19 protein-coding genes, 1 other RNA gene and 1 pseudogene are annotated in these 24,628 nt (G+C 31.5%); 6 read left to right on the top strand and 15 right to left on the bottom strand.

Going from position 1 to position 24,628, the window contains the following annotated elements; genetic code table 11:
* Positions 1-386: 386 nt before the first annotated feature.
* The 12 genes from FI644_RS26320 to FI644_RS26315 all read right to left on the bottom strand — a co-directional run bounded on the left by FI644_RS26320 (position 387) and on the right by FI644_RS26315 (position 14,959).
* On the bottom strand, positions 387-563 hold the full coding sequence (locus FI644_RS26320) for a hypothetical protein (protein ID WP_172797673.1): 177 nt from the start codon (positions 561-563) through the stop codon (positions 387-389).
* A gap of 44 nt (positions 564-607) precedes the next feature.
* Positions 608-1,174: a DUF2441 domain-containing protein gene (locus tag FI644_RS12870; RefSeq protein WP_053477649.1), complete on the bottom strand. Its 567-nt coding sequence runs from the start codon at positions 1,172-1,174 to the stop codon at positions 608-610.
* A 635-nt stretch (positions 1,175-1,809) separates the two neighbouring features.
* Positions 1,810-3,327, bottom strand: a complete 1,518-nt coding sequence (locus FI644_RS12865; protein ID WP_142108459.1) for a TniQ family protein — start codon at positions 3,325-3,327, stop codon at positions 1,810-1,812.
* Positions 3,328-3,470: 143 nt separating this feature from the next.
* Positions 3,471-4,586 (bottom strand): AAA family ATPase, encoded by a 1,116-nt coding sequence (locus FI644_RS12860; RefSeq protein WP_142108458.1) that lies wholly within the window; start codon positions 4,584-4,586, stop codon positions 3,471-3,473.
* Positions 4,583-7,249 (bottom strand): TnsB C-terminal domain-containing protein, encoded by a 2,667-nt coding sequence (locus FI644_RS12855; protein ID WP_142108457.1) that lies wholly within the window; start codon positions 7,247-7,249, stop codon positions 4,583-4,585. The genes FI644_RS12860 and FI644_RS12855 overlap by 4 nt, the downstream gene beginning before the upstream one ends.
* Before the next feature lie 157 nt (positions 7,250-7,406).
* Positions 7,407-8,732, bottom strand: coding sequence for a TniQ family protein (locus FI644_RS12850; protein WP_142108456.1), 1,326 nt, complete (start codon positions 8,730-8,732; stop codon positions 7,407-7,409).
* Positions 8,733-9,552: 820 nt separating this feature from the next.
* Complete coding sequence (locus FI644_RS12845) at positions 9,553-10,065, bottom strand: hypothetical protein (RefSeq protein WP_142108455.1); 513 nt, start codon at positions 10,063-10,065, stop codon at positions 9,553-9,555.
* A gap of 426 nt (positions 10,066-10,491) precedes the next feature.
* Entirely contained in the window at positions 10,492-10,908 is a 417-nt protein-coding gene (locus tag FI644_RS12840; protein ID WP_142108454.1) for a hypothetical protein, read from the bottom strand.
* 211 nt (positions 10,909-11,119) lie between these two features.
* Positions 11,120-12,760, bottom strand: a complete 1,641-nt coding sequence (locus FI644_RS12835) for an ABC transporter ATP-binding protein (RefSeq protein ID WP_181758199.1) — start codon at positions 12,758-12,760, stop codon at positions 11,120-11,122.
* Between the two features lie 97 nt (positions 12,761-12,857).
* Positions 12,858-13,754, bottom strand: coding sequence for a gluzincin family metallopeptidase (locus FI644_RS12830; RefSeq protein ID WP_142108452.1), 897 nt, complete (start codon positions 13,752-13,754; stop codon positions 12,858-12,860).
* Positions 13,755-13,914: 160 nt separating this feature from the next.
* Entirely contained in the window at positions 13,915-14,031 is a 117-nt protein-coding gene (locus FI644_RS27545) for a hypothetical protein (protein ID WP_501162002.1), read from the bottom strand.
* Between the two features lie 769 nt (positions 14,032-14,800).
* Positions 14,801-14,959 carry a hypothetical protein gene (locus FI644_RS26315; protein WP_181758198.1) on the bottom strand — a complete coding sequence of 53 codons (159 nt, stop codon included), beginning with the start codon at positions 14,957-14,959 and terminating at the stop codon, positions 14,801-14,803.
* 415 nt (positions 14,960-15,374) lie between these two features.
* On the opposite strand from FI644_RS26315, the gene FI644_RS12825 reads away from it, so the two are divergent.
* From FI644_RS12825 to FI644_RS12800, 6 genes and pseudogenes are all read left to right on the top strand, one after another.
* Positions 15,375-15,623, top strand: a complete 249-nt coding sequence (locus FI644_RS12825; protein ID WP_142108451.1) for a hypothetical protein — start codon at positions 15,375-15,377, stop codon at positions 15,621-15,623.
* Between the two features lie 167 nt (positions 15,624-15,790).
* Positions 15,791-16,654: an McbB family protein gene (locus tag FI644_RS12820; RefSeq protein ID WP_181758197.1), complete on the top strand. Its 864-nt coding sequence runs from the start codon at positions 15,791-15,793 to the stop codon at positions 16,652-16,654.
* Entirely contained in the window at positions 16,647-17,492 is an 846-nt protein-coding gene (locus FI644_RS12815) for a nitroreductase family protein (protein ID WP_142108449.1), read from the top strand. The genes FI644_RS12820 and FI644_RS12815 overlap by 8 nt, the downstream gene beginning before the upstream one ends.
* Positions 17,471-18,556, top strand: coding sequence for a YcaO-like family protein (locus tag FI644_RS12810; RefSeq protein ID WP_142108448.1), 1,086 nt, complete (start codon positions 17,471-17,473; stop codon positions 18,554-18,556). Before FI644_RS12815 ends, FI644_RS12810 begins: the two co-directional genes overlap by 22 nt.
* Before the next feature lie 9 nt (positions 18,557-18,565).
* Complete coding sequence (locus FI644_RS12805) at positions 18,566-19,672, top strand: YcaO-like family protein (RefSeq protein ID WP_142108447.1); 1,107 nt, start codon at positions 18,566-18,568, stop codon at positions 19,670-19,672.
* Positions 19,673-19,999: 327 nt separating this feature from the next.
* Positions 20,000-20,221: pseudogene (locus tag FI644_RS12800) on the top strand (DDE-type integrase/transposase/recombinase); the annotation flags it as partial.
* Between the two features lie 593 nt (positions 20,222-20,814).
* Here the strand turns inward: FI644_RS12800 and ssrA are convergent.
* The 3 genes from ssrA to rnr form a co-directional block, all read right to left on the bottom strand.
* Positions 20,815-21,174, bottom strand: a transfer-messenger RNA (tmRNA) gene (ssrA, locus tag FI644_RS12795).
* Between the two features lie 149 nt (positions 21,175-21,323).
* Positions 21,324-21,791, bottom strand: a complete 468-nt coding sequence (gene smpB / locus FI644_RS12790; RefSeq protein ID WP_053477637.1) for an SsrA-binding protein SmpB — start codon at positions 21,789-21,791, stop codon at positions 21,324-21,326.
* Positions 21,792-22,264: 473 nt separating this feature from the next.
* Positions 22,265-24,613 carry a ribonuclease R gene (rnr, locus tag FI644_RS12785; RefSeq protein WP_142108446.1) on the bottom strand — a complete coding sequence of 783 codons (2,349 nt, stop codon included), beginning with the start codon at positions 24,611-24,613 and terminating at the stop codon, positions 22,265-22,267.
* Positions 24,614-24,628: the final 15 nt, after the last annotated feature.

Raw genomic sequence — 24,628 nt, 5'->3', positions numbered from 1 at the left:
TGGAAGAAGGATTTTTAAACAACTATATTATTTTTTAAGTGACTTTATTGTAAATTAAACAACTTTATTATCTCTGCACATAAACCTCCCAAATAATCATGTAAATATATTCCATATTAGTAATTTTTTCGCTACAAAGAGCTACCTATAAATATACAATTTTGTTTTAAGTCTTATTCAATTAAATGGCCCGATTGTTGAAAAAGAAAAATTTTTCATATCAACACAGGGTTTTTAATCAAACTTTATTATTAATGATCAATCTTAATTTTTAATAATCAGATTTTATTTTAAATGATTAGTCTTTTTTACAAAACTACAGTAATTTCTCTTTGTTACTGACTATCATCTGCACTATGTACGTTTTCCTCATCGATAACTATACTTTAAGAAATATTAAGTTTATCCCAAACCCAAGCCTGAAAAATTCTTTCTATTTCTACTTTTATTGATTTAACATCCATATCCTCGGCAATACCTAAATTTTCAAAAGTAAATGTCTCTTTTGACTCTGTTCCTTCATATTTGGTACTTTTAAATGAAAAAGTAACTGTTTTACTCACTAATTATCACTCTTATTCTTTATCATAAACAGAGAGCGTAATTCTTACTGTAAAGCGCCCGTTTTGGGAAATTCCTTTACTATTTCTACGACTTCTATATTGCCATCTACTAACGTTTCAATTAATTGTTCTTTACCAAATTTATTAGGTTTATTACTCCAATAGCAATTTGCATTTCTTTCATTTTCTTCAGCATTATCAGTTCCGTCAAATACGTTATACGCATCACCATCAAATACCTTACCATCTGTTCGTAATTTAACTATTTGATAAACCTTTCTACCACCATTTATAAAAGAATTAGCCCACATTTCTGCATCTGATAAAGTTTTGGAGGTGTATAAACATGACATTCTAGAAGGATAGTTTGGATATTTTTCTTTTCTAACCTTTTCCAATGCTAATTCTCTGTATGCTCTAACCTTCCAATATTCCAAATTTGAATTTATAAATTTGGTAAAGTTATCATTAGGCTTTTTGCCATCTAATATGTCTTTACAAGCCATAACCCGATTATAAACACCATTATAATGATTATTATCAAAAAATATTATTTGTCCAAGCTTCATAGGTATTTCGGTAACTACATGATACACATAAGTTTCAGCCATTATGTTCTACCTTTCTAACGATATTTATCTAACACTAAGTATTCTTCATTTGCAATTAGATACCTTTTTATTCAAAAAAATCAGAAACTATTATTTCCATAGTGTTCAATTTTCCTGATATTCCTCCTCCATTAAATGGCCCTTTAATTGAATAATATGATTAGTGTTTTTAAACACCTTCAACAAATCGATTAAAAAATTAGTGAAATGATAATAATACTGTTGAAACTAAATAGAAATTTTTGACAATAAAAAGGTAAGCTAATGCTAGTTTGAGACCTTAACATTGTAAATTTGTGTTCTGTTGATAATACCAATAAAGCATAAAATTTCCTAAAAAAAAATAAAGCATAAGCTTTCCAAACGGAAAACTTATGCTTTACGTCACAACACATGTGACGTAAACTATAACTTTTCCATTGAATAAAGCATAAGCTTTCCACGCTTAGAGCCACATGACTTCAAGATTATCACAAAGCATATTTTCAGCTTCGTTTTTGTTTATATTTTTTTAAATCGAGTAAATCATCAATATTTAAATACTTTTCGGAAAACTTATGCTTTATTTTTATGTAATAGGAATCTTTATCCTTTATTTGATTTTTAAAAGTATATTTAAATTTAAATAAGTATTATTAAAACTTATACCCTAATGATGAAACAATTTCTTTAAATGCCCCTTTTACTTCATCTTCCAAGAATACACATGTACTTTTCATCTCCTTTTGGACATTCCATATGCTTGGTTTAATGCCTTTTTGATGTAAATCAAAAACTATATGTCTAATTTCATTGGTAATATTTTTTACTCTCTCATCTTTCAACTTGGAGGTGTGTTCCTTATATCTAAAAACAACTTTTTTGCACAGATCTGGGGCATATTTTCTTGCCGATCTTAGTGTAACCTCATATTTTATGGAGAATTGCTTAAGACTAATTGGTATTTCCTCTCTCAAACACTGATTTAGTTTCGTTTCTATTTCCTTTTGTATCTTTAATTGTTGTTGCTTTTTATAAGTTTCAAAATGATTTCTTAATATCTCACATAACAAAGGTAAATTAGCCTTAGCAGTATCGGCGGAAAATCCCTCTTCTTTTGCAATTCTCATTAGACTTTTAGGTTCTTTAGAATTAATGTTGTTTTTTAGAAAGTATTCGATCTCGCCTAATGGAATGCTTCTCTTTCTTTCCCTATTTCCATATATATTCATATCTAATTTTATTTTAATCTCTTTATTATAAAATATATCGTAAATGGTAGTATTGAGTTTTCTAGCGGTTTTTAACAAATTCTCATGAGTAGGAACATATTTATTATTTATCCATCCCCATACAGTTGTTTGTGGAAACCCTAAATACTCAGCAAACTCAGCTGTACTTTTAAAACCTAAAGAAGTTTTTATCTGATTTAATCTGTAACCAAAGGAACCTTTAGTTGGGTAATATTCAAGGCTAGGTCCCGTTTCAATTAATTGCATATAATTTAAGTTGATAAATTTCTCTTTATCTGAAAGTGGATCTTTCACACTAGAATCACCTGTATCTCCTAACCACGCCCTACAATATTGACATCGTCCTACTTCTAATCTGCTATGAATAAAGGGTAATTCTCTTTTGCAACTAGGACATTTATTTTCTAATCTATTTTCATGGATATCACATTTTTTTATATCACTTAAACACCAAAGTAAGGGCTCATAAACAACCTCCGATTTGAAAAGCATTTGGTTTAGGCAGGAAGGACACCATTTCCTACTAGTTTCGCGGATATTATTATTAAAGATCCCCTTCCAATTAATCATCGTTAAATAATGAATATCTCTCCTATTAGTTAACTTTGCTATTGTATTTGTAAACTCCAAAGTAATCAGACTGTTCTCATTAATAAATCTATTTGTATCACTTAGGATTGATCCTTTATTTTGCTCATTTTTAAGATATACAATATTAATATTTTGAGTGATTACCTCTGTAATCAATACAGACATGCTCACATTATGATTAATTGCTAATCTGGATATATAGCTTGCAAGACCTTCCACATATGGCGTCCCTACACCTATTGGCTCTACACTGTACAATATACTCCTTGATGAAAAATAATTATCAATTCCACTCTCGGTATCTCTTAATCTATTAATATCAATAACCATTACACCAATACCCCTAGATAATAAATTTTTTATTTAATAAACAATCATAAAAGCTAAAAGAGACAAAATATAAGAAAAATTGAGTAGATATTATTAAAGCAACCATCCACTCAATTTCCAATTAGGTCAAATTAAATTTAAGTTTATCCAACAACATTACGTACAGGATTACGAATTCCTGGTTTACTGCTCCCTTTTCTCTTTGTATCACTTTTTTCTTTATTTTTAGTCCCCAATAAGGATTTCAGTTTATCTCTTTCTTCCTCTTTTTCAATAAAGTCCGACTCACCATTTATAGCCTCTTCTGCTAAAGTAAGAAGTTTTTGGGTTTGCAATGCGTTCTTCTCTAAATTTTCAAAAGTAATGGTACTCTCTTCATTTTCAAGGGCATATAAAAGACATCTTTGCAACCAATTTTTTAGAATCCCAACACAACCTACACAGTTTTCATAGATGTATTCATGGAAATTTACTAAGTTGGGTTCTTCTTCAACCGGCAGCATTTTCTGAAAAGTATATAATACACTTCGGAACATTTTAATATCTTTTTTATCTTTGTAATCATATCTCGAAAAGTTGATTTCCTTAACCCTTCTAGAAAGTTGACCATCCAAATTTATTACAGAGTTTAAATGATAAGTTCCAAATAATACTATTTTTGTATTTGCCATATTAGCTAATGACTTTATCGAGTTAAATTGCCTTTCTATTCCTTGACCAGTACTTATTTTAAAGAAATGCTGCGCCTCATCAATAAGTAGTGCCTTCGTTTTTCTATAATAAAAGGCATTCTCTATTGATCTTCTTAGTTCCGGTGCGGTCAGGGAATGGACTGGTCTTGCTTTATTGTTCTGTTTTCCTTTAATGTAATTTTGAACATCTATCTTAAAATCAATTAATGGCTCATTTAACCCAGTAAGAACTCTATAGTAAAAATCTTTCCAATTAAATTTACCCAGGTCTGGATTTGGTAATTCTATGCCGCTAATAGGTATTATGCTTTTGTCTAACTCAAGTTGCTCTTCCATTTCATAATATACTGATTTTAATGTTTGCATAAACAATCTTGATTTTCCTACACCAGAGGGTCCAACCACTAAAATGACATTACATACTCCTGTATTTATCTCCTTTTTTAAATCTTTTAATATTAACTCCATTTTAGGATGCGAAATAGTATAATTATCAAAAAAATCCCTTCGTTCCTCTTTTGATTTTGTTAAGAGTTCCTTTTCAAATAACCTATCGTGTTTGTTCATAATAGCAACTCTCCATAAACCTCTAATTCTTCTTGATCAATATCTTCTGAATTAGATTGTATATTTTCCACAGTATTTTGATCATATTCTGGATTCTTGTTTACAACCTTTAAGTCAGGTTTCTGATCTATAGGGTTATATTTTTCCAGACCTAGTTTTGCTTCAATATCTTCTGATTCCAAGATAAATCTAGCTATTATCTTTGCAGCTATTGAACTATTTGATGAACGTAGTTTCTTCTTTAGTCTAAGTTCTTCAGTTATTAAATTAAGTTGTTTTTCAGTCTTCCCATTAAAAATTAAATATTGCTCGGATTTACATTTTTCCCACTCATTATTTATAAAGGCATATGCTATCCCGATATTAAAAGGGTCATATCTTACCTCTACAATTGAATTTTCAACCTTTGGATTTCTAAACGTTTCACTCCAATAATACCCATATGCTAACTTTATCCCTTGACCCGGATGCACCTTTCGTGTCCTTCTAGTTACAGAAGGTAAGGTCATTAAAATAAAAGTTTCATCATATGGAATGTAAGTATTATTACGGCCACCGGATATGACAATTGATTCCTCAAAAGCTTCTTTAGGACTTTGATTTAGGGATGGATTTTCTAAGTTGTCGTAAACTTCAATAATCCAACTTTCAAGTCTGTCGTTCAAACTATCCAATGTCCAAACAGCGTGATTTTTTGGATTTACTGATTTTGTTACCTGACGCACATTTTTCATAATTTGTGTGTTACCTGTAAGATTATGAATGAACAGTTTATTTGCTATACCAAATAAACGTTCAACCACATTACCAAATCTTGCTTTTGCAGCTGGTCTCTCTTTCTTATGAACACCATATAAGGCAAGAAGTGATTCAAAATATATTCCTTTGAATTCTTTACCACCATCAACCACTATATAATTTGGTAAACGGTTATACTTCCTTACACATTCCCTAATAACCATCATACATGTTCTATATGAAGGAGTTTCAAAAGATAAATAAAATGCAAGTACTCTTCTTGAAAAAGCATCAATCATAAAGGTACACCAAGGTCTTTTAGTTTCCTTTTTATTTATATCTAATTCAATATCTAACTCAGTGTGATCAATATGTGCTGTTTCAAATATTCGTTCCCCATGTCTTGGAGTAGTGAATTCTAATTCAGCATAAAATTCTACATATTTATATGCAGCACGTCTTCCCTTTCTCTTTAGTTCCAAATCATATATATTACGTTTATTTATTGCTTTACAAAAAGTTGGATAAGATGGTTCATATAAATTTAATTCCTCACACTTAACAAGTAATTCACCGTAAACAGCTCTTGCTGTTTTCATGTTTATCGTTTCATAACTTTCAGATATCACTTCGTTCATTAAATTTAGGGTTTCAATTGGAAGCTTAGATTCACGATTTCCTTTCTTTTTTGTAGTTGGTAACAAGCCAACGTAACCATTTCCATATAGCTCTTCTGCATCTCTATATTTTTTAACCCAGTTCCTTACTGTTCTATCGGTTACATTATCGAGTTTATATTTTCTCCCCTTTAAAGCTTCAACTACTACCTCGTACCTTTCATTTGCAATAGTAAAATCAGATTCAGTTGCCTGAGCAATCATGCTTTTCAAATTATTTTCTTCATTTAAATCATCATTATCAATTCCTTTGATATACCCTTCTCTTATATACCCCTCAAATATGTCAATTGGTAGGATTAAATTATTATTATCTATATGGGAATATAAAAAAACCTTTTTATTGCTTTGATCATAATTCAGAATAGTCCAAGTCTGTTCTCCCCAAAGGATCTTATTTCCACTTTTCAATTCAATCTTATTTGTTTTTCTATCTTGTCTTTTTAAATGCTCAACTATAGTAAAACCCTTGCTTTGTTCTTTATTCAAATAGACCTTTACATTTTCTGGTTCAGTTATTATTGAATTATATAAATCCATATATATAATATTTTTAGCTATTAAGGCATATATATCATCGGAAGAATATCGACCCTCTGCACTTTGGATGAGTTCTAATAGAGACAAGCCGGGTGATGATAATATTACCTCTTTTATAAGGGAAACTTTTGTATTTTCTGAAACATACTCATTTACAATATAATCTTCTAAAAATGTAAGGTTTCGTTGAAGCTTCCAATTGATATCCCCTGATGAATGAACCAAAAACTCTAAACCTCGTTCATTTGCATAATTGTTACCGGGCTCAAAGATCCATTGTCCATTATCTTTAAAATATCTATCATGTTTTTCTTGTGACCGCTTAATTAGTTCTTCTTCAGTCTTCCACTCCACCCAATACGCCTTATCTCGTTTAATTACAAAAAAGTCAGGAGTGTAAAAGTACGCCATTTTTCTTCCATTTTTATTTTTGTAGTATGTTAATTTCAGTTGTGGAGGCTGATCATAATACTCAAGAACATTTTCATCAAATTCAAGCATATAAATTGCAGGTAATTCAACCTTGTGACTCTCAAACTGTATTGTTACTCCCATTTTCTTACTACTATATCTGCCACTAACATTATATCTCCCCCCACCAACTCTCCTTGAAGGGGGGGATTGTCTAATTCTTTGAATTTCTTTTTTAATCTCATCAGTCAACTTAAGATTTTGAGCCCATCCCTCAAATTCTTCGGGACTCATCATAAATAATCCCTCCATTTCTTGTCTATATTACTTATTTCTTTTCACGAGAGATAATAGCCATATTGATCTAGAATGTTAATAGTTATTTTGATTTTTTTTATAAATTTTTTTATTTAATTTTAATGTGTCATCCCGTCATTTAATTTTCCATTTGATTTTAATCGTGAAATCCACTTGATCTTAATAAGTATTTCCAATACTCTTGCAGAATTTTTTCTTTAAGAACTCCTCTTTTATTAACTTTTTCCTCAATTTTCCTTCGGCTAGGATAGATTCCCTCATTTTTTAATGAGATAAAGGACTTTTTTATTTCTTCTTTTAACATTTCAATCCTTTGCCTAGACTTTTCTTTAACAAAGTCATTATATTTCTTTGAAATTTGCTTACAATAATCGGGGAAATTTTTATATAAAACACGCTTGTCATGTCCAATTTTTTTCGCAGCAATATTCATCGAGACTGGTGGTACACTAGTTAGAAGTTCTTTAAACTTCTCCTCAATTACGTCATATTTTAGTGGTCTTCTTATTTCCTTATAAATTTTTTCATGCCTGTATTCCAAAATAATAGGTTGAGTAATCATCATATTTTTTTCAACTTCAAATAAAACATTTGAAATGTTCATGTTTACTTTAAAGAGAATTTTTATTAAATTTTCTATACACGGAAAATTCTGCCCTGATAACCAATATCGCAAAGTGCTTTTAGGAGTATTGAGATAATTCGAAAAATATACAATGTCTTCCGAAAAAATCTTTCTATAAACTAAATTCAACTGATCAATTATTTGATCACGTGGATTTTTAAGGTTGCTAATATCTATCTTTAGTAATTCCTTTATATTTTGTACAACAAACGTTTGCCATTTTAATTCTTCTAGATCCAGTTTTTCTATTACTCCAAATTGAGCTAATGAAGTAAAACAATTTGAGCAATATCCACCTATCATTTGTCGTCGTAATATATCGACCCTCTTATTACAAGCTGGACATACTTCAACTAAAAAACAGCTATGTTTTAAACAAACCCTTACACTTTTGATGTACCAAATTAACGGATAATAAATATGTTGACCACTTTGCATCCAACTTTGAATACATTCTGGGCACCACGTAAGGGTATCTTTTAAAAGATTCCTTAATGGGATAAAATCCTTCCATCTGGACAATGTAAGGTTAGATAAATCACTTCTAGATGTAATCATTTCCATAACTCCAACTATATCTTTTGAATTTTCCATATAACCATTTATCGTCTTTGCTCCTTCATAAAAACGATTCCCCCCAAAAATACTACTCCTTTCTAAATATTCCTTATTTAAATAGGCTGCTACCAATTTATTAATTAAATGACCAATAGAAACATTGTGTTCATATGCTACTCGCATTAAATAACTAGTAAAGCTCTCTACTTCTGATGTACCTATTCCAAAAGGTTCTATATTGTATAAAACACTTCTATCATTCAATAAATGACCCTTCATAAACTGTAACACCTCATTTATTTATATATATTTGTAAATACAAGGTAATTTATCCAAGATAATCAGCGTTTCTCTGAAATTAATCGGTGTTTGTTTAGGCAGTAAAACATTCAAGTGGAGATTATTTAATTTCTTTAACAACTATTTATCTCTGGGTCAAAGGCCCATTATCTAATAATCAAACTAACTTAAGTTTCTTTAATAATGATATTGAATATTGAAATTTAATATTAAAAAGGGATTTAGAAATACTTAAAAATATCATTTCTAAATCTTAGTTAATCAAAATAAAAAGCTCGAAGCATAAAAAATATGCTTTGAGCTTTTTATTTTTACTTTAATTCCATAATCAACTACCTCTTGGGCGACGAGACAAGTCAATGCATTTAACATGGTTTTTTCAAATGTAGAAACACAGGGTTCACGAAATAATTCGATTAAATGAAAACAACAAGACCTTATCATTTCCTATCAGTCTTCTTGAAAAAAACTGCCCCTTTAGTTGAACCAGAAAAAGAGTCGCTGCAGCACCCCCGGTTAAATTAAAGCACCATTAAGTTGAAGAAAAGAAAATTGATACATACTTTGATTGTTTTCATTTTTTCAATCCTCTTCCTTAACTCAATCTCGCTTTCATTTATATCGATTTCAAGGTATCCGAAAAAGGTTAAATTTGTCTATATAAATAATCGATTTGATAATAATTATAGCATTGCAAACATATGAAATATTTTCTATACTTTATCATTAGATAATTTTTATTTCTTATTTAAAAAAGAGAGTGAAAATTTTCACTCCCCTTTTCTATTTAGCAAAGAAATTATTTTTCACTCTCAGTTGGCGGGATATTTAAACTCTCAATTGGATGAATAATATTTCTTCCTTTACCTTTTTCAATTTGAACCTTTTCCCATTCATTTTTTTCATTATTCAACTTAAATTGGTGTACGAAATTTGTACTATCAGCTTTCTTTTCAAGAATCAGAACATCATTATTATTTTTATAAACAATAGGTATAATATCCCCTTCTTCTTGTACTGTCATAATGCTCATGACTATATTTGCCAGATTCAAGTACTCTTCATCCTCAAATATAAGATCAACGTCTATTTGCTCATAACCCTCTAAGTCCAATTTTAAAGAACTTTGAATATCTTGATTGACATCAGATATAAATTGCTCATTAGCTTTATCAATTTCTTCTTGTATTTTCTGTTCTTCAGTATTAGATGGTTTTTCAAAAATATAGAATCCTTTCTCACTTGCAGACCCAACACTTGCACCTATTAATAATAAAGCTAAACCTGTAGTTAAAATTAAACCTTTTTTCATGTTTGATTACCTCCTTTAATTTGGAAACAAATAAACATTGTCGACAGTAAGAATGCTGTCTGATGAACTATCCCAGTGTTTACTATATATCTCCCATGTCCCTGATACGTTAAACCTAGAACCAGGCACTTTTTTACTAATTGAAACGGTGCTCTTATCTTTTTCGGATTTTGCTTCACATGTTTTTCTCACATTATTACAATATATGGTAGATAAAACATCAACGGCTGGCATACGTTGAAGATCTGGTCAAAGCGGAATACTTCACTTCACCTGATTAGATGATGCAGTAATGTTTGTAATATCGATTTTTGATTCCACAACACTTATTTCAGTAATAACATTATTAGCAAACAATATAAAACATGAGCTCAGGTCCAAAAACCCTTAATGATAAATTCTTCAAATCACTGCACCACTAGTTTTTTATTGTACAGTGCTAACAGTAATTGTTCGAGTGTCAGAATCTTGACTAAATCCCCCATCTGAGTAAGTTGCTTGCCCATATGTGTATACCTTATAATTGATATTCCCTGTATACTCATTATTAGTTAATGATTGTGTTGCTTTTGTAGTCTTATATTCATATTTAGTATCACTCTTTAAAGCAACTCCATTTCGATATAGGGACAGTTGTGCATTGATTTCTCTTACATTTCCGGCAGCCAAATTTTTTTCAACAGTTGTTGATGTTCCATTAACTAAATAATGAGGCTGACCACCCGCAGTGGAATATGAAGCAGTTAAAGCAGCTGTGTTTTGTACAAGTCCACTTGCTGCATAAGCAGTAGTACTAATAAAAAGTAAACATAGTCCTATTACTAGCATTATTCTTTTTTTCATAACTAAATCTCCTTTTATTACAATATTTGGTATAGTTGGTACATATATTACAATACTACATATTTTGCAGAATTAACATTCTGAATTTTCGACATTTTGTTCACAAATCAGGACAAAAAGTTATTTTTAAATAATTGAATTAATTTCATAAATTTAAGCTTTAGAGTATCAAGGGTTTCAAGACACCTTCTTCATCTAAGGTGAATATGAATTAATACGCTAATAATGAAGATTCAAAAGTTGATAGAACTTCTAGGTTTCCATTCTCCATTCGAAAAACCAAATTAGAGTTTTTTAATAATTCTCTACTATGGGTTACAAATATAGTAATTTTTTCTTTCCTTAATTCTTTAATAATTGATAGAACCTTCATAGACAATTCGCTATCGAGTGCGCTGGTTACCTCATCCAATAATAAAATAGGAGGCTCACTTATAAGAGCTCTTATCAAGGCAAGTCTCTGCTTTTGACCACCAGATAAATTGTCTCCACCATTCTCCAATTTGAATTCAAAATTATTAGATAAGAAATCAAGTTCAAAATCTTCAATTAATTTATTAGCAAATGATTCTTTGGCTATATCATCACTATCAATGAATAGATTTTCTCGCAACGACCCCTCAATAAAATTACCTTCTTGAAAAACATATTTTATATACCCATAATATTCTGTATCCCCTATTGATTTAATATCTGTATTGTTAATAAGAACTTTGCCTTCTGTTTGTTTACATAATTTTGCGATGATGTTAAGAATACTGGTTTTTCCACATCCACTCTTTCCGATAATACCAACAAAGCTCCCATTACTAACTTCAAATGAGATATTTTTAAAAACTAACTTTTCTCCAAAATTTAATTTCACTTCTGAAAATTTAATGTTTATATCATTTGATAAGATTTTTTTCTCTTTATGTTTCATTCTCTCCTTACTATTGAGAACAACATTAATCCTAGCCTCTGAAGCATCAATACTTTTCAATGTTCCAAAATTATAAACAATGGCCTGTACAGGGCCTGCTACGAATCCGATATAACTTGTAAGTGCAAAAAGCGTACCGATTGAAATAAGATTTTGTTGAACCATAATGGCAGCAAAGTAAAAAAGCGTACATAGAAAAACTGAGTATAAAAGTTGGCCAACTACAAATAGATTATTGAGAATATCGAGTTTAACAACTGGGGCGATGATACTTCTAAGTTTATTTTCAGTCCTCTTATAGTCCCAGTCTTCCTTTTGAAATATCCTAATTTCTTTAGATATTTTATAGCTATTGTTTAATACCTCAGTTATTTGTTCTAAACACTTTTGTACTATCGAAGATTGTTCTGTTATTTTCTTACCTAAAACTTTTGGCAGCAAAGCATAAATTGGAATTATTAAAATAACAATGAATAAAAACTTTATATTAATAAGAGAAACTAACACAAAAATAGAGATTATCTGGATAAAATTAATAATATTATCAAAATACTTGCGTAGTTTTTGCTTAATTAAATTAATATCGTTAATATGATGAGAAATGAGCGACCCATTCGAGAATGTATTAAGTACTTCTAAATTCCTTACTTTTACATGAATCTTTTGACGCAAAAAAAGGCTATAACTATTCTCTAAATATGTAACCATCACTCGTTTTAAAGCTTGAAGAACTTCTGCAGAAATAAGAGATATAAAGAACAGACCTACTGATAATAATAAAACACTCTTTTCATTACTTGGAATTCCATTATCTATAATATTTTTATTAGCAATCGGGATTAAAAGAAATAGTAAAGTTGATATTATGCCTAAAAATAAAACAAAAGAAATTTTACCTTTATTTTTTTTTGCAAATTCTTTTATTAGCAAATTACACACCTACAGTAAATTTAATAATATGTCTTTTAACGTTTTGAGCATATAACAAATGCAACACTCGAAATGATATTTTATAAATCTTTAATTTCTACCTCATGAAAATTTGTTCATCAATAGATTTCATATGAGAGCTTAGTAAATAAAAACCATCAATCATCTTTTTATCTTCTGTCGTTAAATCACTTTCACTTTCTAAAATGTAATTAATCCATTCTTTTTCTAACCTTTCTATAGAAATGCCATATGTATCTTTAATTTTTTTAGTTAAATTCGGTTTATTGTAAACTTTTTCGAATTTTTCATTCCCATATTCATCTATTACATATTTAACGAAAGAACCTGCATGAATATAACTTAGCCATTTAAGAGCATTGTCTTGTGGCGAACCACCTGAAGGTCTAAAGATTTCGCTATAGTATTCATCTTCAATTAACTTAAACAAAGGAATATCTCTATCAGAATTAATAAGATATTTCATTAGCTTATGTTCTGATAAACCATAATTAGGGAAACTAGGCTTTCCATATTCAGTTTGCATATATACCCCTAATCCTTCTTGTGTAATATACCCTGCTACCGAGTTAAAATTTTCACCGTAACCTAGTAAAGTATGAGTTAGCTCATGAACTAAAGGATATTTTTCTTCATTAACAGAGAAAAGTTTAATATTATTCCTAAAACCAGCAGAAATACCTTGACCATTTTGTAAATATACATATATTTTTTCAGAAGGTTTATAATCGGTTTTTACTGTGTTTAGAATAATTTCAGTACTATCAATTATTTCATCAGTTAATTTCATTGTTTGATCTTTTGATAAAATACTCGTATTGTGAAGTTCATACTCAATGTTTCCACTTTTTATAATTAATCTATCATTCTCTTTTTGGGTATCTATTTCTTTTTCTTTATGGGTAAGTTCATTTTGGTTTGAACATGCTATACATCCAAAGACTAGAAAAAGAAGGGTCGCAAAGTACTTCAATTTGTATTCTCCCTTCGTCCTATTTAATGGACTCAAGATTTTTCTTTTGCCATTCACTTAGTAAACCCACTGTTTTCATATCGTATGGATTAAGAAACACAATAAGTAGTTTTTTGGTTTTACTGGTTTTTAAAGTCATCTATTGTGTATTCTTTAACACTTAAATATCTTTATATGTATTTTCAAGTGTTACAAAAACAAGTTTATTTACCTTTTCATGATTCGAATAGATATTGATACCTTCAATATTTACCCTTATTTCCTTTTTCTCTTCAATGATTTTAAAAGCATTTAAAAAGTTTATTACTTCATCTGTTTCATCATCAAATATTGTTTTAGCCTTGAATTACTAATTATCCTTTTTTTGTTATCCTCAAATTTAGATAAGAGTCTCTTTATTCTCATCTGAAATTGTTGTTAATCCTTCACTTGTTTGAACTACAGCCGAGCTATCCGCTAATGAGTAAAACAGGAAAGGATTAATGTTATATTTTTTTCTTTACTCATCTTTCTCCTCCTCATAGTTATGTTTAACAATATATAACTTTAAATTGTTACACATAACAAGTAATAGGCCGACTCTTCTGTTTGCATATGAATTTTCTGATTATAAACTTATTGAGTGCATTATCCTCAGAAGAAACACAATCACATTTTCCTGTGCAAGTTATAGCAAATATGTATAAACTATCTATTCAGCTACAAGATTGGCTCATGATAAATATAGTTAGTTACTTTTTAAAACTCATCCACAGATTTCTAGTATAATTACTTTTTTCTATGTCGCCTTAAAACAATGTATTTCCAATATTATTCTACTATTCCTTTAATTGTATTTGATTTCCAATATTATGTAAAGAATAAATCATTTGAATATTCATACATCTCAATAAATCTTACATAGGAAAAAGTTTTTAAAAATATCAATTATGTACTTTTGATTTCAGTCCAGGAACACATATAGACAGATTTTTAAATTTCACTAAAAAAATCCTGAATGTAACTTAAATAAAAGTTACTTCAGGATTATAGAAAATATATTGGTATTACATAAATGCGCTGCTGCTACCTAAATTGTCTTTTGTGTTTTCACGTAACATTTTGGTATTTAAAGTTCGTCCGTTCTTCTTATTGAAATAATCAATACAAACTCCCATACCAAGGAAGAAAGAGCAAATTCCTACTAACACTATCCATAATGGCATTCTCTCACCTCCTTTCGTTTAATTTCAGGACATTTACAATATAATACATTAAAACTGTTTATCGCCACAAATGTAAGTCAATACTTTTGCAAATATTATAATAAATGTTGTAAACCCTACAATATTTCATCAGTTTTTTAATCATTATCGACTAAAAGTGTCCAATTCACACCCATCAAAAGTCTCGCTAAATCGCTTTTTACCCTCAAATATAATACACCCCTTTTGTGATTGATTTCAAAGTTCAACTTCATGTCAAGGATCAAAATGTTATAATTTTATGACATTTTTTTCTATTTTTTTTTTTTATAATAATAAAACTATTGAAATTATCTAAATATTCTACTATTATGAGAATTGCCTGTTATTTTTTTGGAAAAATTATACTATATTCTATGTTTGAGGGGGAAATTGGATGAGTGAAGAAGTAGAAGTACAACCATTTAATGCAAAAAACAGAGTTCAACTATCTGGAAAAAACATTAGTAGTAAATTTGGAATAGGCTCTTTAACACAAGAACAAGTTAGAAGCAATAATGAGCCAGGATCTGGAGGTGGTGGTGCCTGTGCGTGCACAGGCTGTGGAAACTGTATTGCATGCTATTTGTGTCATGTGACCTGTGGTGGCTGTGGTTCAACTTCAATGAAAAAAGTCGGCATTTAATTAGTAAGACCTAAATTTAGTTTTATATTTTATTCCAAAAAATGACTTGCAATCTTTATTTTTAAAAAGACATGCTATCCAAATTGATATCGAATGCAGATAGTATGTCTTTTTAGCAATTTAACATCAATGAAATATATTAAAAATTCAAAAGGATGTGCTTTCAAATGCCTCTTACGTTTAATATTGCAAATTTTTTACTTTACGATGCTCCAGATAATTCAGCCATAGTTCAAAATCAAGAAAGTATTGTTAAAGTAACTGACGACGGGCTAATAAACTTATTAAAGATTTGGGAGGAACAAAAGAAGCGTACAACAAGTTACGATGAATTAAATAATATTTTTTCTGATGATACTGATGAAGTTATTTTGTTCTTAAAGAATTATTTCATTTTAACGGAAAAAAAAGAAGTTTCATTGAATATTAAAAAAATCTCAATTATAGCTGATGATGACATTGTTAAAAAATCATTACTCGAATCCCTACGTGAAGATTATTCACATGCTTTAAGCATTGAATTATATGAAGTTCAGGATATGCCTAAAGCTGAAGAAGATGAGTTATTAATAGTATTTCTTGCTTCATACGATAGAGATAAAATAAAAATTATTAACGAAAGACAGCAGCAGGAAGATTCAAAGCTTATCTTAAGTTACATTTATAATGGGAATTATTACATAGATGCCCTATACTCTCCTACTTGGGGTATTCCTTGCCATAACTGTCATATGGGATATATTATGTCACAATCATTTACACAAGAAAGTGACAGTATTACATATCAACAAATGGTTAGTTTATTATATGATGAAGATCCAAAATTCGCTATTTCTTCTCCACTTTCTGGATTAATGAAAGTTAATATTGTAAGGCTTCTTTTAAATAAAGTTCATAGATATTTGAATGACCTTCAAGTAACAAATATGCATCCTGAAGAGTTCACTAATTGTACTGTTTTAAATTTAAAAGACCTAAAAATTTATGAAGATTCATCTTTATTTTGGGAGATGTGTGACTGTTATGAATGAAACTCTAATTAATAATGTCATAGAACCGAATTCTAACTACGGGACAAATTACAAGGAAATAAAAAAAAATATAGAACTGAATTATATGGAAGATCAGATTCTTTCCTCAAAAAAACTTAATGACGTATTAAAATTTCATCAAAGGTCAACTTGGAAAATTGGTGAAGATTGGGATTGTAATGAGGTTATGCTCAAATGGTTAAAGCTTATTGAACATACAGATGCTTTACCAGAGTATTATGAAGACAAAATAGTACTTAATCTGGAAAAAAACCACCGCGATACATCTTACAGTCATAGGGAATTTAATGAATCCTGGAATTTATCTCAAGATTTATTAACTAATCTTTTATATCAATCATTTGGTCGCGCTGAAGGAATCCCAACCAAAAGATACCCATCAGCTGGTGGTTTATATCCAGTTATTCCAATATTCATTACTTTTAAACCAATAATGGGAGAAAAAGTAATCCAGAGTGGATGTTATGTATTTGACCCAGCAGAATGTAGTCTGTTAAGAATAAAAGGGCTAGATGATGTAACAGAAAAGCAATTTCTAAAATTTGTAGATAAAAAAGCTTCTGACTTTCTAATTGCCTATGTAGTAGATATGAAAAGAGCTGTGACCAAGTATGGTTATAGAGGATATAGGCATGCGCTTATTGAAGTAGGTTTAGCTTCTCAAAGCTTTAGAACTTCTATATTACAGACAATAGAGGAAGAGTTAGGAGATTATTGTTCATCATCCTTTAACGATAATGCCTTATCGAAAGTAATAGGTGTAAGCCCAAGATTATCACCAATAGTTATGCTCCAATGGTTTGGAAAGAAAAAATGATATTTGAAATATCCAAGGGCGATAGATATGGGTTTACAAATAAAAAATTTATCAATAAAAAACTATATCAAGCAAAATCCTTGATCGGTACATTTGTAGATAAAGATGGGTATATGGCACCTTATCATTGCGGTGCAGTTTCAGAAGAAAAAGGTCTTAGTGTAAAGAAAGCATTTTCAGAATCTATTGAACGAAGGGCCTTAATGAAGGGTGCAAAGGAATTAAAAGGTGACGGAACGAAATCAATTGTATACGATATTTTAAGAAAAGAAGTTCAAACATTACCTATTGAATATACTAAATATCGTGAAACACCACCTCATATCGATACAACAGGAACAGCTACACATTCGAATGGAAAAATCGCGGTCTTTAATGCTGTAAGTGAACTATTAGAAAAAAATAGTGTTTTTTTACTTTGGTATGGAAAAGACACTAAAAAAATAAAGCATAACCAATTTTCATCAATTTATAAAGATTACTTATTATTTGAAAACTCTGGTATCCATTTATTCTTACAAAGTACATTCTTCCCTTTGTTTATTGTTGTGGCAATAATAAAATGTGATCCCAGATATTCATTACTAAAATATAAATTCGGTGTAGGCTCAAGTTTTAATTTAGATGAAGCGATTAACAAAGCTTTATCAGAAGCGTATTTTTTAGGAAAATATAATGAGCATGTATATTTTTTTAATAAATACCAGGAGTATGATGATATAGCTTTAACATTTCAATTCGAAGAAGAAACCCAAAATTATATAGAGGACTTTATCCATTTGGAAGAAACATCTTCAACAATTTACACTAATTTTGATTTATCCGCCAAAGAAAAATTGGGTTATGTCGTAAACAATCTACCTAAATGGATAAAAGATCTGAAGGTATCTATTCTTTTACAGTCTGTAGATAATAATTTAATAATTGCTAAAGTCTATTCAGAAAGTTTATACACCCATATCCCAATTAAAAAATATATAGATTTGAATAAGGATATAAATAAAAAATACCTTAAATTAAAGGAAGAAGACTTTAGTATCGTTCCTGATTGCCCAATTATCTAGGAGGTTATCATGTCACAAAACACTAATATAAATCACTTACTTTCACCAACGTTTTTTATCAGACAAAATAAATATTTAGGGAATCCAATTGTTTGTGATATTAGAACAACTTCGTTGCATTCCGGTATCACAGGGTTTTCATACGGTTTAAAGAAACGTAAAATATTGAAAGCTGCCATTGGGGAGTATTCAGAAAGATTAGCCTCTATTAAAAGTTTTAATACTGATCCTCAAGAACCACAGAATCCAAAAGTAAAAGCATTTAGTCTATATAATAGCGATATTATTTCGGTCCCAGCAAAAAGTATTTTTTTAAACTTTGATTTACCTATTTTTCGAAATGTAAATATAGATGAATTAAAAAACTCTTTTTCAGATTCTTGTGGATATGCAGCTCACTGGTTTAGTAAAGATGCCATAGAAAATGGTTACTTAGAGTTTATAGAAAGACAATCACTAATCTATTTATGGTTAAGTAGGTTAGTACCAAAAAGTATTTCATTAAATGACCTTCCTACCTCAAAGTTGTATAATCGCATAAATGTATTAAGTCAGACTCTAGAAAAATTTAAATTATTTAATATATCTATAGTAGAAGATGTATATGTAGTTTGTGCGATTGGGTTTCATGATAATGCTTTTTCAATAGCTTGTAATGCAAGTTTTGATATTGAAAAGTCCATTGAAGGATGCGTAAATGAATTCATGATGATTTTTGAATCAAGCAAAAATCAAAGTATCGGTAACAAAATAAAAAGCGACAATGTTTTTATGCAAAATTTTTATAACACATCGATTGATAGTTTCAAAAAAGAATATGATTTTTTACTTAACGATACAACTGAAAAATTTGAGATTTCCTTATATAAAAATCATTATAACAAGTTTCCATTATTTAATTCTGTCAAAAACTTTGTTGAGAAATTCAACGTAAATGTATATGCAACTTTTGTTGATAATCCTACTAATCAAAGAATGAAAGTTGTTAAAGTATTTTCGCCAGATTGTTTTCCACATATGGGAACAGAAGGTTTTGATCCAAATGTTTATAAAATATGTGAATCCTTACCCTCAAATGATTTTCCAAATAAATTTAAAACAATTCTGTTCGCTTAATATTTTTACAATAATTTTGAATACGAATAAAACAATTTGAAATTTTTGTTTTATCCGTATTCATTTTTATATGTGCTATAAAATATAGACTTAACATGAAGTGCTTAAACTTAAATAATATTTTTTGTTTTGTATTCGTTGATTGACCTTTAACTCTTCTTCTCTCACCTTAACTCATTGAACTTTCTAGAATCAATATTGCCCTTTAATTATTATTGCTGAAGATAGTACCGCACCGGCCTCAACACTTGAATTAGATGCACTTAAAGTTTTACCACTTTCCCTTTTTTTTGCTGGAGAACCCCTTAAACCTGTAGGAAACCTTCTGTATTAGACTTGTTTAACGGAGAAATTATTACGTATACAATTGGCTCTAGACCAACGTATTCTCTTGTTTCAGAAATGTTAGATCAAGCTTTCGAACGCTTAGCAGAAGACCACCAGCTACTAATGCATTCCGATCAAGGCTGGCACTATCTAATGAAACAATATCGACACGTTCTTGAATCAAGAGGAATTGTACAAAGGATGTCACGTAAAGGAAACTGTTGTATGATACGATAGCTCCTATTTTCTATTTTCTGTTTTCAATTTCTTTTTAGTTTGTTTTATAATTTAACTTTGTAATATAAAGTTATGTCCATAGGAACTCTCCATGGCTCTTAAACTTCGTATTGATTACTTGCCCAGACAGAATTATAAATCATCACCGCGTCGGTCTGAGTCCGAAGCATAATCACCTCGTTCTTTTCTAAACAGAATCATAATATTCACCGCTTTCAAAAATCATATGATTATTATTAAGATGTCCAAATGAATATAAAAATATAATAATGCTGTATATAATTATTTACAAATAACTTTTTGAAATAGAAACTGAAATAGATCATTTATCAAAGAAGACTTTAGAATTACAAGGCTTTCGCTTTAAATTAAGATAAGTTAATTTTTCTAACTATTATTTAATTTTTTAAAAATAACCATATGTATAGAGTTTTTAAAGTGAGCAGTCTAACTTAACCTTTTGTTTTAAAGAATTAAGCATAAACTTTCCTAAAAAAAAATAAAGCATAAGCTTTCCAAACGGAAAACTTATGCTTTACGTCACATCACACAAAATAAAAAACCACCAAATATGTATTTGGTGGAGACGGAGGGAGTCGAACCCTCGTCCAGAAACATCGGCACTTAAGCTTCTACGAGTGTAGTCGACATATTCATGATTCGCTGAACCCTTCTGCCTATCGACAGGCGTCCAGTCAGCTAGTCTGGTTGTTCTCTTCCTTCTTCCTCAGACGGTGGAATCCGGCGTAGCCCACTTAGAGTGAGTCCGTTACCCTACCACATGGGCAATGGAGGGACGAACCGCTAAGCGCTATTAAGCAGCTAAAGCGAAGTTGTTTTGTTGTTTGCCAGTTATAGGCTTTGACGTTTTAACGAGGCCGATCCCCTCGACTCGCAACCTAAGCTCGAACTATCCCTGTCGAATCCGTAGCGTCCCCATTGTAATAGGTCTGCGTCGAATCTCATTCTGCACGCTGACGACATCCGGAATACTCAAGTAGCTGAGCTAAAGATTGTTAATGTCACTCGCTTTGACAATTATTATTATAGCATATATAACTACAAATTCAATTGTAAATTTTTGTAATTACATTTTTTGTCTTTCTCTGAAAGCACGCTCCACTTCACGTTTGGCTTCTTTCTTTTTCAGATCCTCACGCTTGTCGTATTTCTTTTTCCCTTTTGCGAGACCGATTAAAACCTTTGCGTATCCATTTTTCAAATAAAGCTTTAATGGGACAAGTGAGTAGCCAATTTCTTTCGTTTCTCCAATTAGTTTGCTAATTTCTTTATTATGCAGAAGCAGTTTTCTTTCTCGAAGCGGATCATGGTTGTAGCGGTTGCCCTGCTCATATGGACTGACGTGCATCCCAATTAAAAAAACTTCCCCTTTTTCAATTCTTGCATAGGAATCTTTCAAATTAACTTTCCCTTGTCTAATTGATTTAATTTCTGTTCCCTGCAGGACAATTCCAGCTTCGTAGGTTTCTTCTATTGAAAAGTCATGATAAGCTTTTTTATTTTGCGCGATCATTTTCCCTGCGCCTTTTGGCATTGCAATTCCCCCTTACTTCTTCTAATCTGTCAGTACTTTTGGGGGCTGTCAGATAGAATACGTTTTCTATATTGTACCAAAAAAATAGAGACTGCTCAATGAAGAGCCTTTCCCACATAAGACAAAGACTGCTCTCTTCTCAGCTATCATTTCCTATTTATTCTATAAAAACTTGTTTTAGTGACCCATTTTTACTTTTACTTCCATATTTAAGCTCTTTCTTTTGCTTTGGAACCGACATTTACCAAATTAACCCACTCCCAGGCTCTAAACTCCACTTTCATGCCCTCATTTACCTTTTTTACCCATTTACAGGCTCTAACCATCATTATAGTGACCTGATTTTACTTTTATTACCACATAAGGGCTCTAATTCACTGCATCCACTTATTTCCACACATTGTTTACTCTAGCTGACCCTATCCAAAAGTTTGGCCAAATCCATTTTCGTGATTTGGCCAAAGCTGCACTAGTTAGCGTTTCTTATTTTTTCGCTTTGCCTTTGGCGCATTTTCGTAATACTTTCTACTCTTTTTTGGCTTTTTCTTTCCATCGCTAGCGCCAGAGTCTGTACGATTACGACTTCCTGCACTTTGTTCGGATTTGCCTTTACGTGGCTTGCGCTCACTGCTGCCTGTTCGGAAAATCTTTGGTTTATCACTTGTTTCTTGTCTGCGTGTTCCTTTCATGCCGACAATTTCAAAGTCAATTGAGCGCTCTTCTTTATTCACTTTTACAACACGGACAGTAATTTCATCACCAATGCGGAACACGTTGCCCGTCCGTTCGCCAATCATCGCTAGATGGCGCTCATCGTAACGATAATAATCATCGGTCATATAGCTTACGTGGATGAGACCTTCAATTGTATTCGGCAGCTCAACAAACATTCCAAAGTTTGTCACAGAGCTAATCATCCCGTCGTATTCCTCGCCAATTTTATCTTCCATGTATTCGGCTTTTTTCAGCTCATCCGTTTCCCGTTCTGCCTCGACTGCTCTCCGCTCCATATTTGAAGAGTGCTCAGCAATATCAGGAAGCTGTGCATTCCATTTTTCCCTTGTAGCTTGGTCGAGCTTGCCTTCAATTAAATACGTACGGATCAATCGGTGCACAATTAAATCTGGGTACCGACGGATCGGCGATGTGAAATGTGTATAAAATTCTGTTGATAATCCAAAGTGACCCAAGCTTTCTGGATCGTATTTTGCCTGTTGCATAGAGCGAAGCATAACCGTCGAAACAACCATTTCCTCTGGCTTGCCCTGGACTTCCTCAATAATTTCCTGCAAGGCACGCGGATGGACAGAATTCGCTGTCCCTCTTACGATATACCCGAAATTGATGATAAACTCGAAGAATCTTCTTAGCTTATCTTCCTTCGGATCTTCGTGGATTCGATAGATGAATGGTACCTCCATCCAATGAAAATGCTCGGCTACCGTTTCATTTGCTGCTAGCATGAATTCTTCGATTAACCTTTCAGCAACTGAACGTTCACGAATAACAACATCATTTGGCTTGCCTTCCTCATCAACAATCACTTTTGCCTCTTTAAAATCGAAGTCAATCGCTCCACGCTTCATTCGCTTATTTCGTAAAATTTGTGCGAGCTCTTCCATTAACTGAAACATTGGTACAAGTGGCTCATAACGGTTCATGAGCTCCTCATCTTGGTCCTCGAGAATTTTATTCACATCCGAATAAGTCATTCGCTCCGTTGTTTTAATCACACTTTGGAAAATTTCATGCGAAACGAACTCTCCACTAGGAGCTATTTCCATTTCACATGAAAGTGTTAGCCTGTCAACCTTCGGATTCAATGAGCAGATCCCATTGGACAAGCGATGAGGAATCATTGGAATAACGCGATCAACTAAATAAATACTTGTTGCGCGCTCTTCTGCTTCACGGTCAATCGGTGAATCCTCACGAACATAATGGGTAACATCTGCGATATGTACACCAAGTTTGTAGTTGCCATTTTCAAGCTTCGTGACAGTAACAGCGTCATCCAAATCCTTAGCGTCTGCCCCATCAATCGTGACGATTGTTTGATCCCTTAAATCCCGGCGGTTTGCCAGATCATTTGGATCAATTGTTTCAGGCGTGTTTGTTGCCTGTTCAAGTACTTCATCCGGAAACTCCATTGGCAGACCATGCTTATGGATAACAGAAAGAATATCAACACCTGGATCGTTTTTATGACCGAGGATTTGTACGACTTCCCCTTCTGCACTTTTTCTTCCTTCCGGATAAGTTGTCAGCTTAACGACTACTTTATGACCTTCAACTGCGCCAAGAGAAGCTGCTTTCGGGATGAATATATCACTGGTGAATTTCTTATCATCAGGAAGCACAAATCCAAAATTTTTACTTTCTGTATATGTCCCGACAATCTGCGTGATTCCACGCTCTAAAACGCGTATAACAGTGCCTTCTCGTCTCTGGCCAGATGTCTCTGAACTAACACGTGCAAGAACGATATCTCCGTGCATCGCGTTATTCGTTTCATTTGGCGGGATAAAAATATCATCCATTCCCGGCTCATCTGGAATGACAAAGGCAAAGCCTTTAGCATGCCCAGTTAACTTCCCGCGTATGAGATTCATCTTCTCTGGCAGGCCGTACCGATTGCTTCTTGTTCGTACAACGAGACCTTTTTCCTCCATCATCACAAGCGCTTTTACAAAATCTTTAAAATCGGAAGAATCCTCAATTCCAAATGCGGATTCCATTTCCTGTACGGTAAGCGGCTTATAAGCCTCATCCTTCATATAGTACAGGAGCTTATCTATAATTTGTTGGATATTATTTTCCATTCAATATCCCCTCCT

The organism is Cytobacillus solani (genome assembly GCF_006704205.1).
Classification (GTDB): domain Bacteria; phylum Bacillota; class Bacilli; order Bacillales; family Cytobacillaceae; genus Cytobacillus; species Cytobacillus solani.
The sequence above is the reverse complement of the archived record's forward strand: the minus strand, read 5'-3'. Positions and strand labels throughout refer to the sequence as shown.

Excerpts from the sequence above, each read along its gene's own strand:
- FI644_RS12870 (WP_053477649.1), bottom strand. The coding sequence starts at position 1,174 with ATGGCTGAAACTTATGTGTATCATGTAGTTACCGAAATACCTATGAAG.
- FI644_RS12865 (WP_142108459.1), bottom strand. The coding sequence starts at position 3,327 with ATGGTTATTGATATTAATAGATTAAGAGATACCGAGAGTGGAATTGAT.
- FI644_RS12860 (WP_142108458.1), bottom strand. The coding sequence starts at position 4,586 with ATGAACAAACACGATAGGTTATTTGAAAAGGAACTCTTAACAAAATCA.
- FI644_RS12855 (WP_142108457.1), bottom strand. The coding sequence starts at position 7,249 with ATGATGAGTCCCGAAGAATTTGAGGGATGGGCTCAAAATCTTAAGTTG.
- FI644_RS12850 (WP_142108456.1), bottom strand. The coding sequence starts at position 8,732 with ATGAAGGGTCATTTATTGAATGATAGAAGTGTTTTATACAATATAGAA.
- FI644_RS12845 (WP_142108455.1), bottom strand. The coding sequence starts at position 10,065 with ATGAAAAAAGGTTTAATTTTAACTACAGGTTTAGCTTTATTATTAATA.
- FI644_RS12840 (WP_142108454.1), bottom strand. The coding sequence starts at position 10,908 with ATGAAAAAAAGAATAATGCTAGTAATAGGACTATGTTTACTTTTTATT.
- FI644_RS26315 (WP_181758198.1), bottom strand. The coding sequence starts at position 14,959 with ATGCCATTATGGATAGTGTTAGTAGGAATTTGCTCTTTCTTCCTTGGT.
- FI644_RS12825 (WP_142108451.1), top strand. The coding sequence starts at position 15,375 with ATGAGTGAAGAAGTAGAAGTACAACCATTTAATGCAAAAAACAGAGTT.
- FI644_RS12820 (WP_181758197.1), top strand. The coding sequence starts at position 15,791 with ATGCCTCTTACGTTTAATATTGCAAATTTTTTACTTTACGATGCTCCA.
- FI644_RS12815 (WP_142108449.1), top strand. The coding sequence starts at position 16,647 with ATGAATGAAACTCTAATTAATAATGTCATAGAACCGAATTCTAACTAC.
- FI644_RS12810 (WP_142108448.1), top strand. The coding sequence starts at position 17,471 with ATGGTTTGGAAAGAAAAAATGATATTTGAAATATCCAAGGGCGATAGA.
- FI644_RS12805 (WP_142108447.1), top strand. The coding sequence starts at position 18,566 with ATGTCACAAAACACTAATATAAATCACTTACTTTCACCAACGTTTTTT.
- smpB (WP_053477637.1), bottom strand. The coding sequence starts at position 21,791 with ATGCCAAAAGGCGCAGGGAAAATGATCGCGCAAAATAAAAAAGCTTAT.
- rnr (WP_142108446.1), bottom strand. The coding sequence starts at position 24,613 with ATGGAAAATAATATCCAACAAATTATAGATAAGCTCCTGTACTATATG.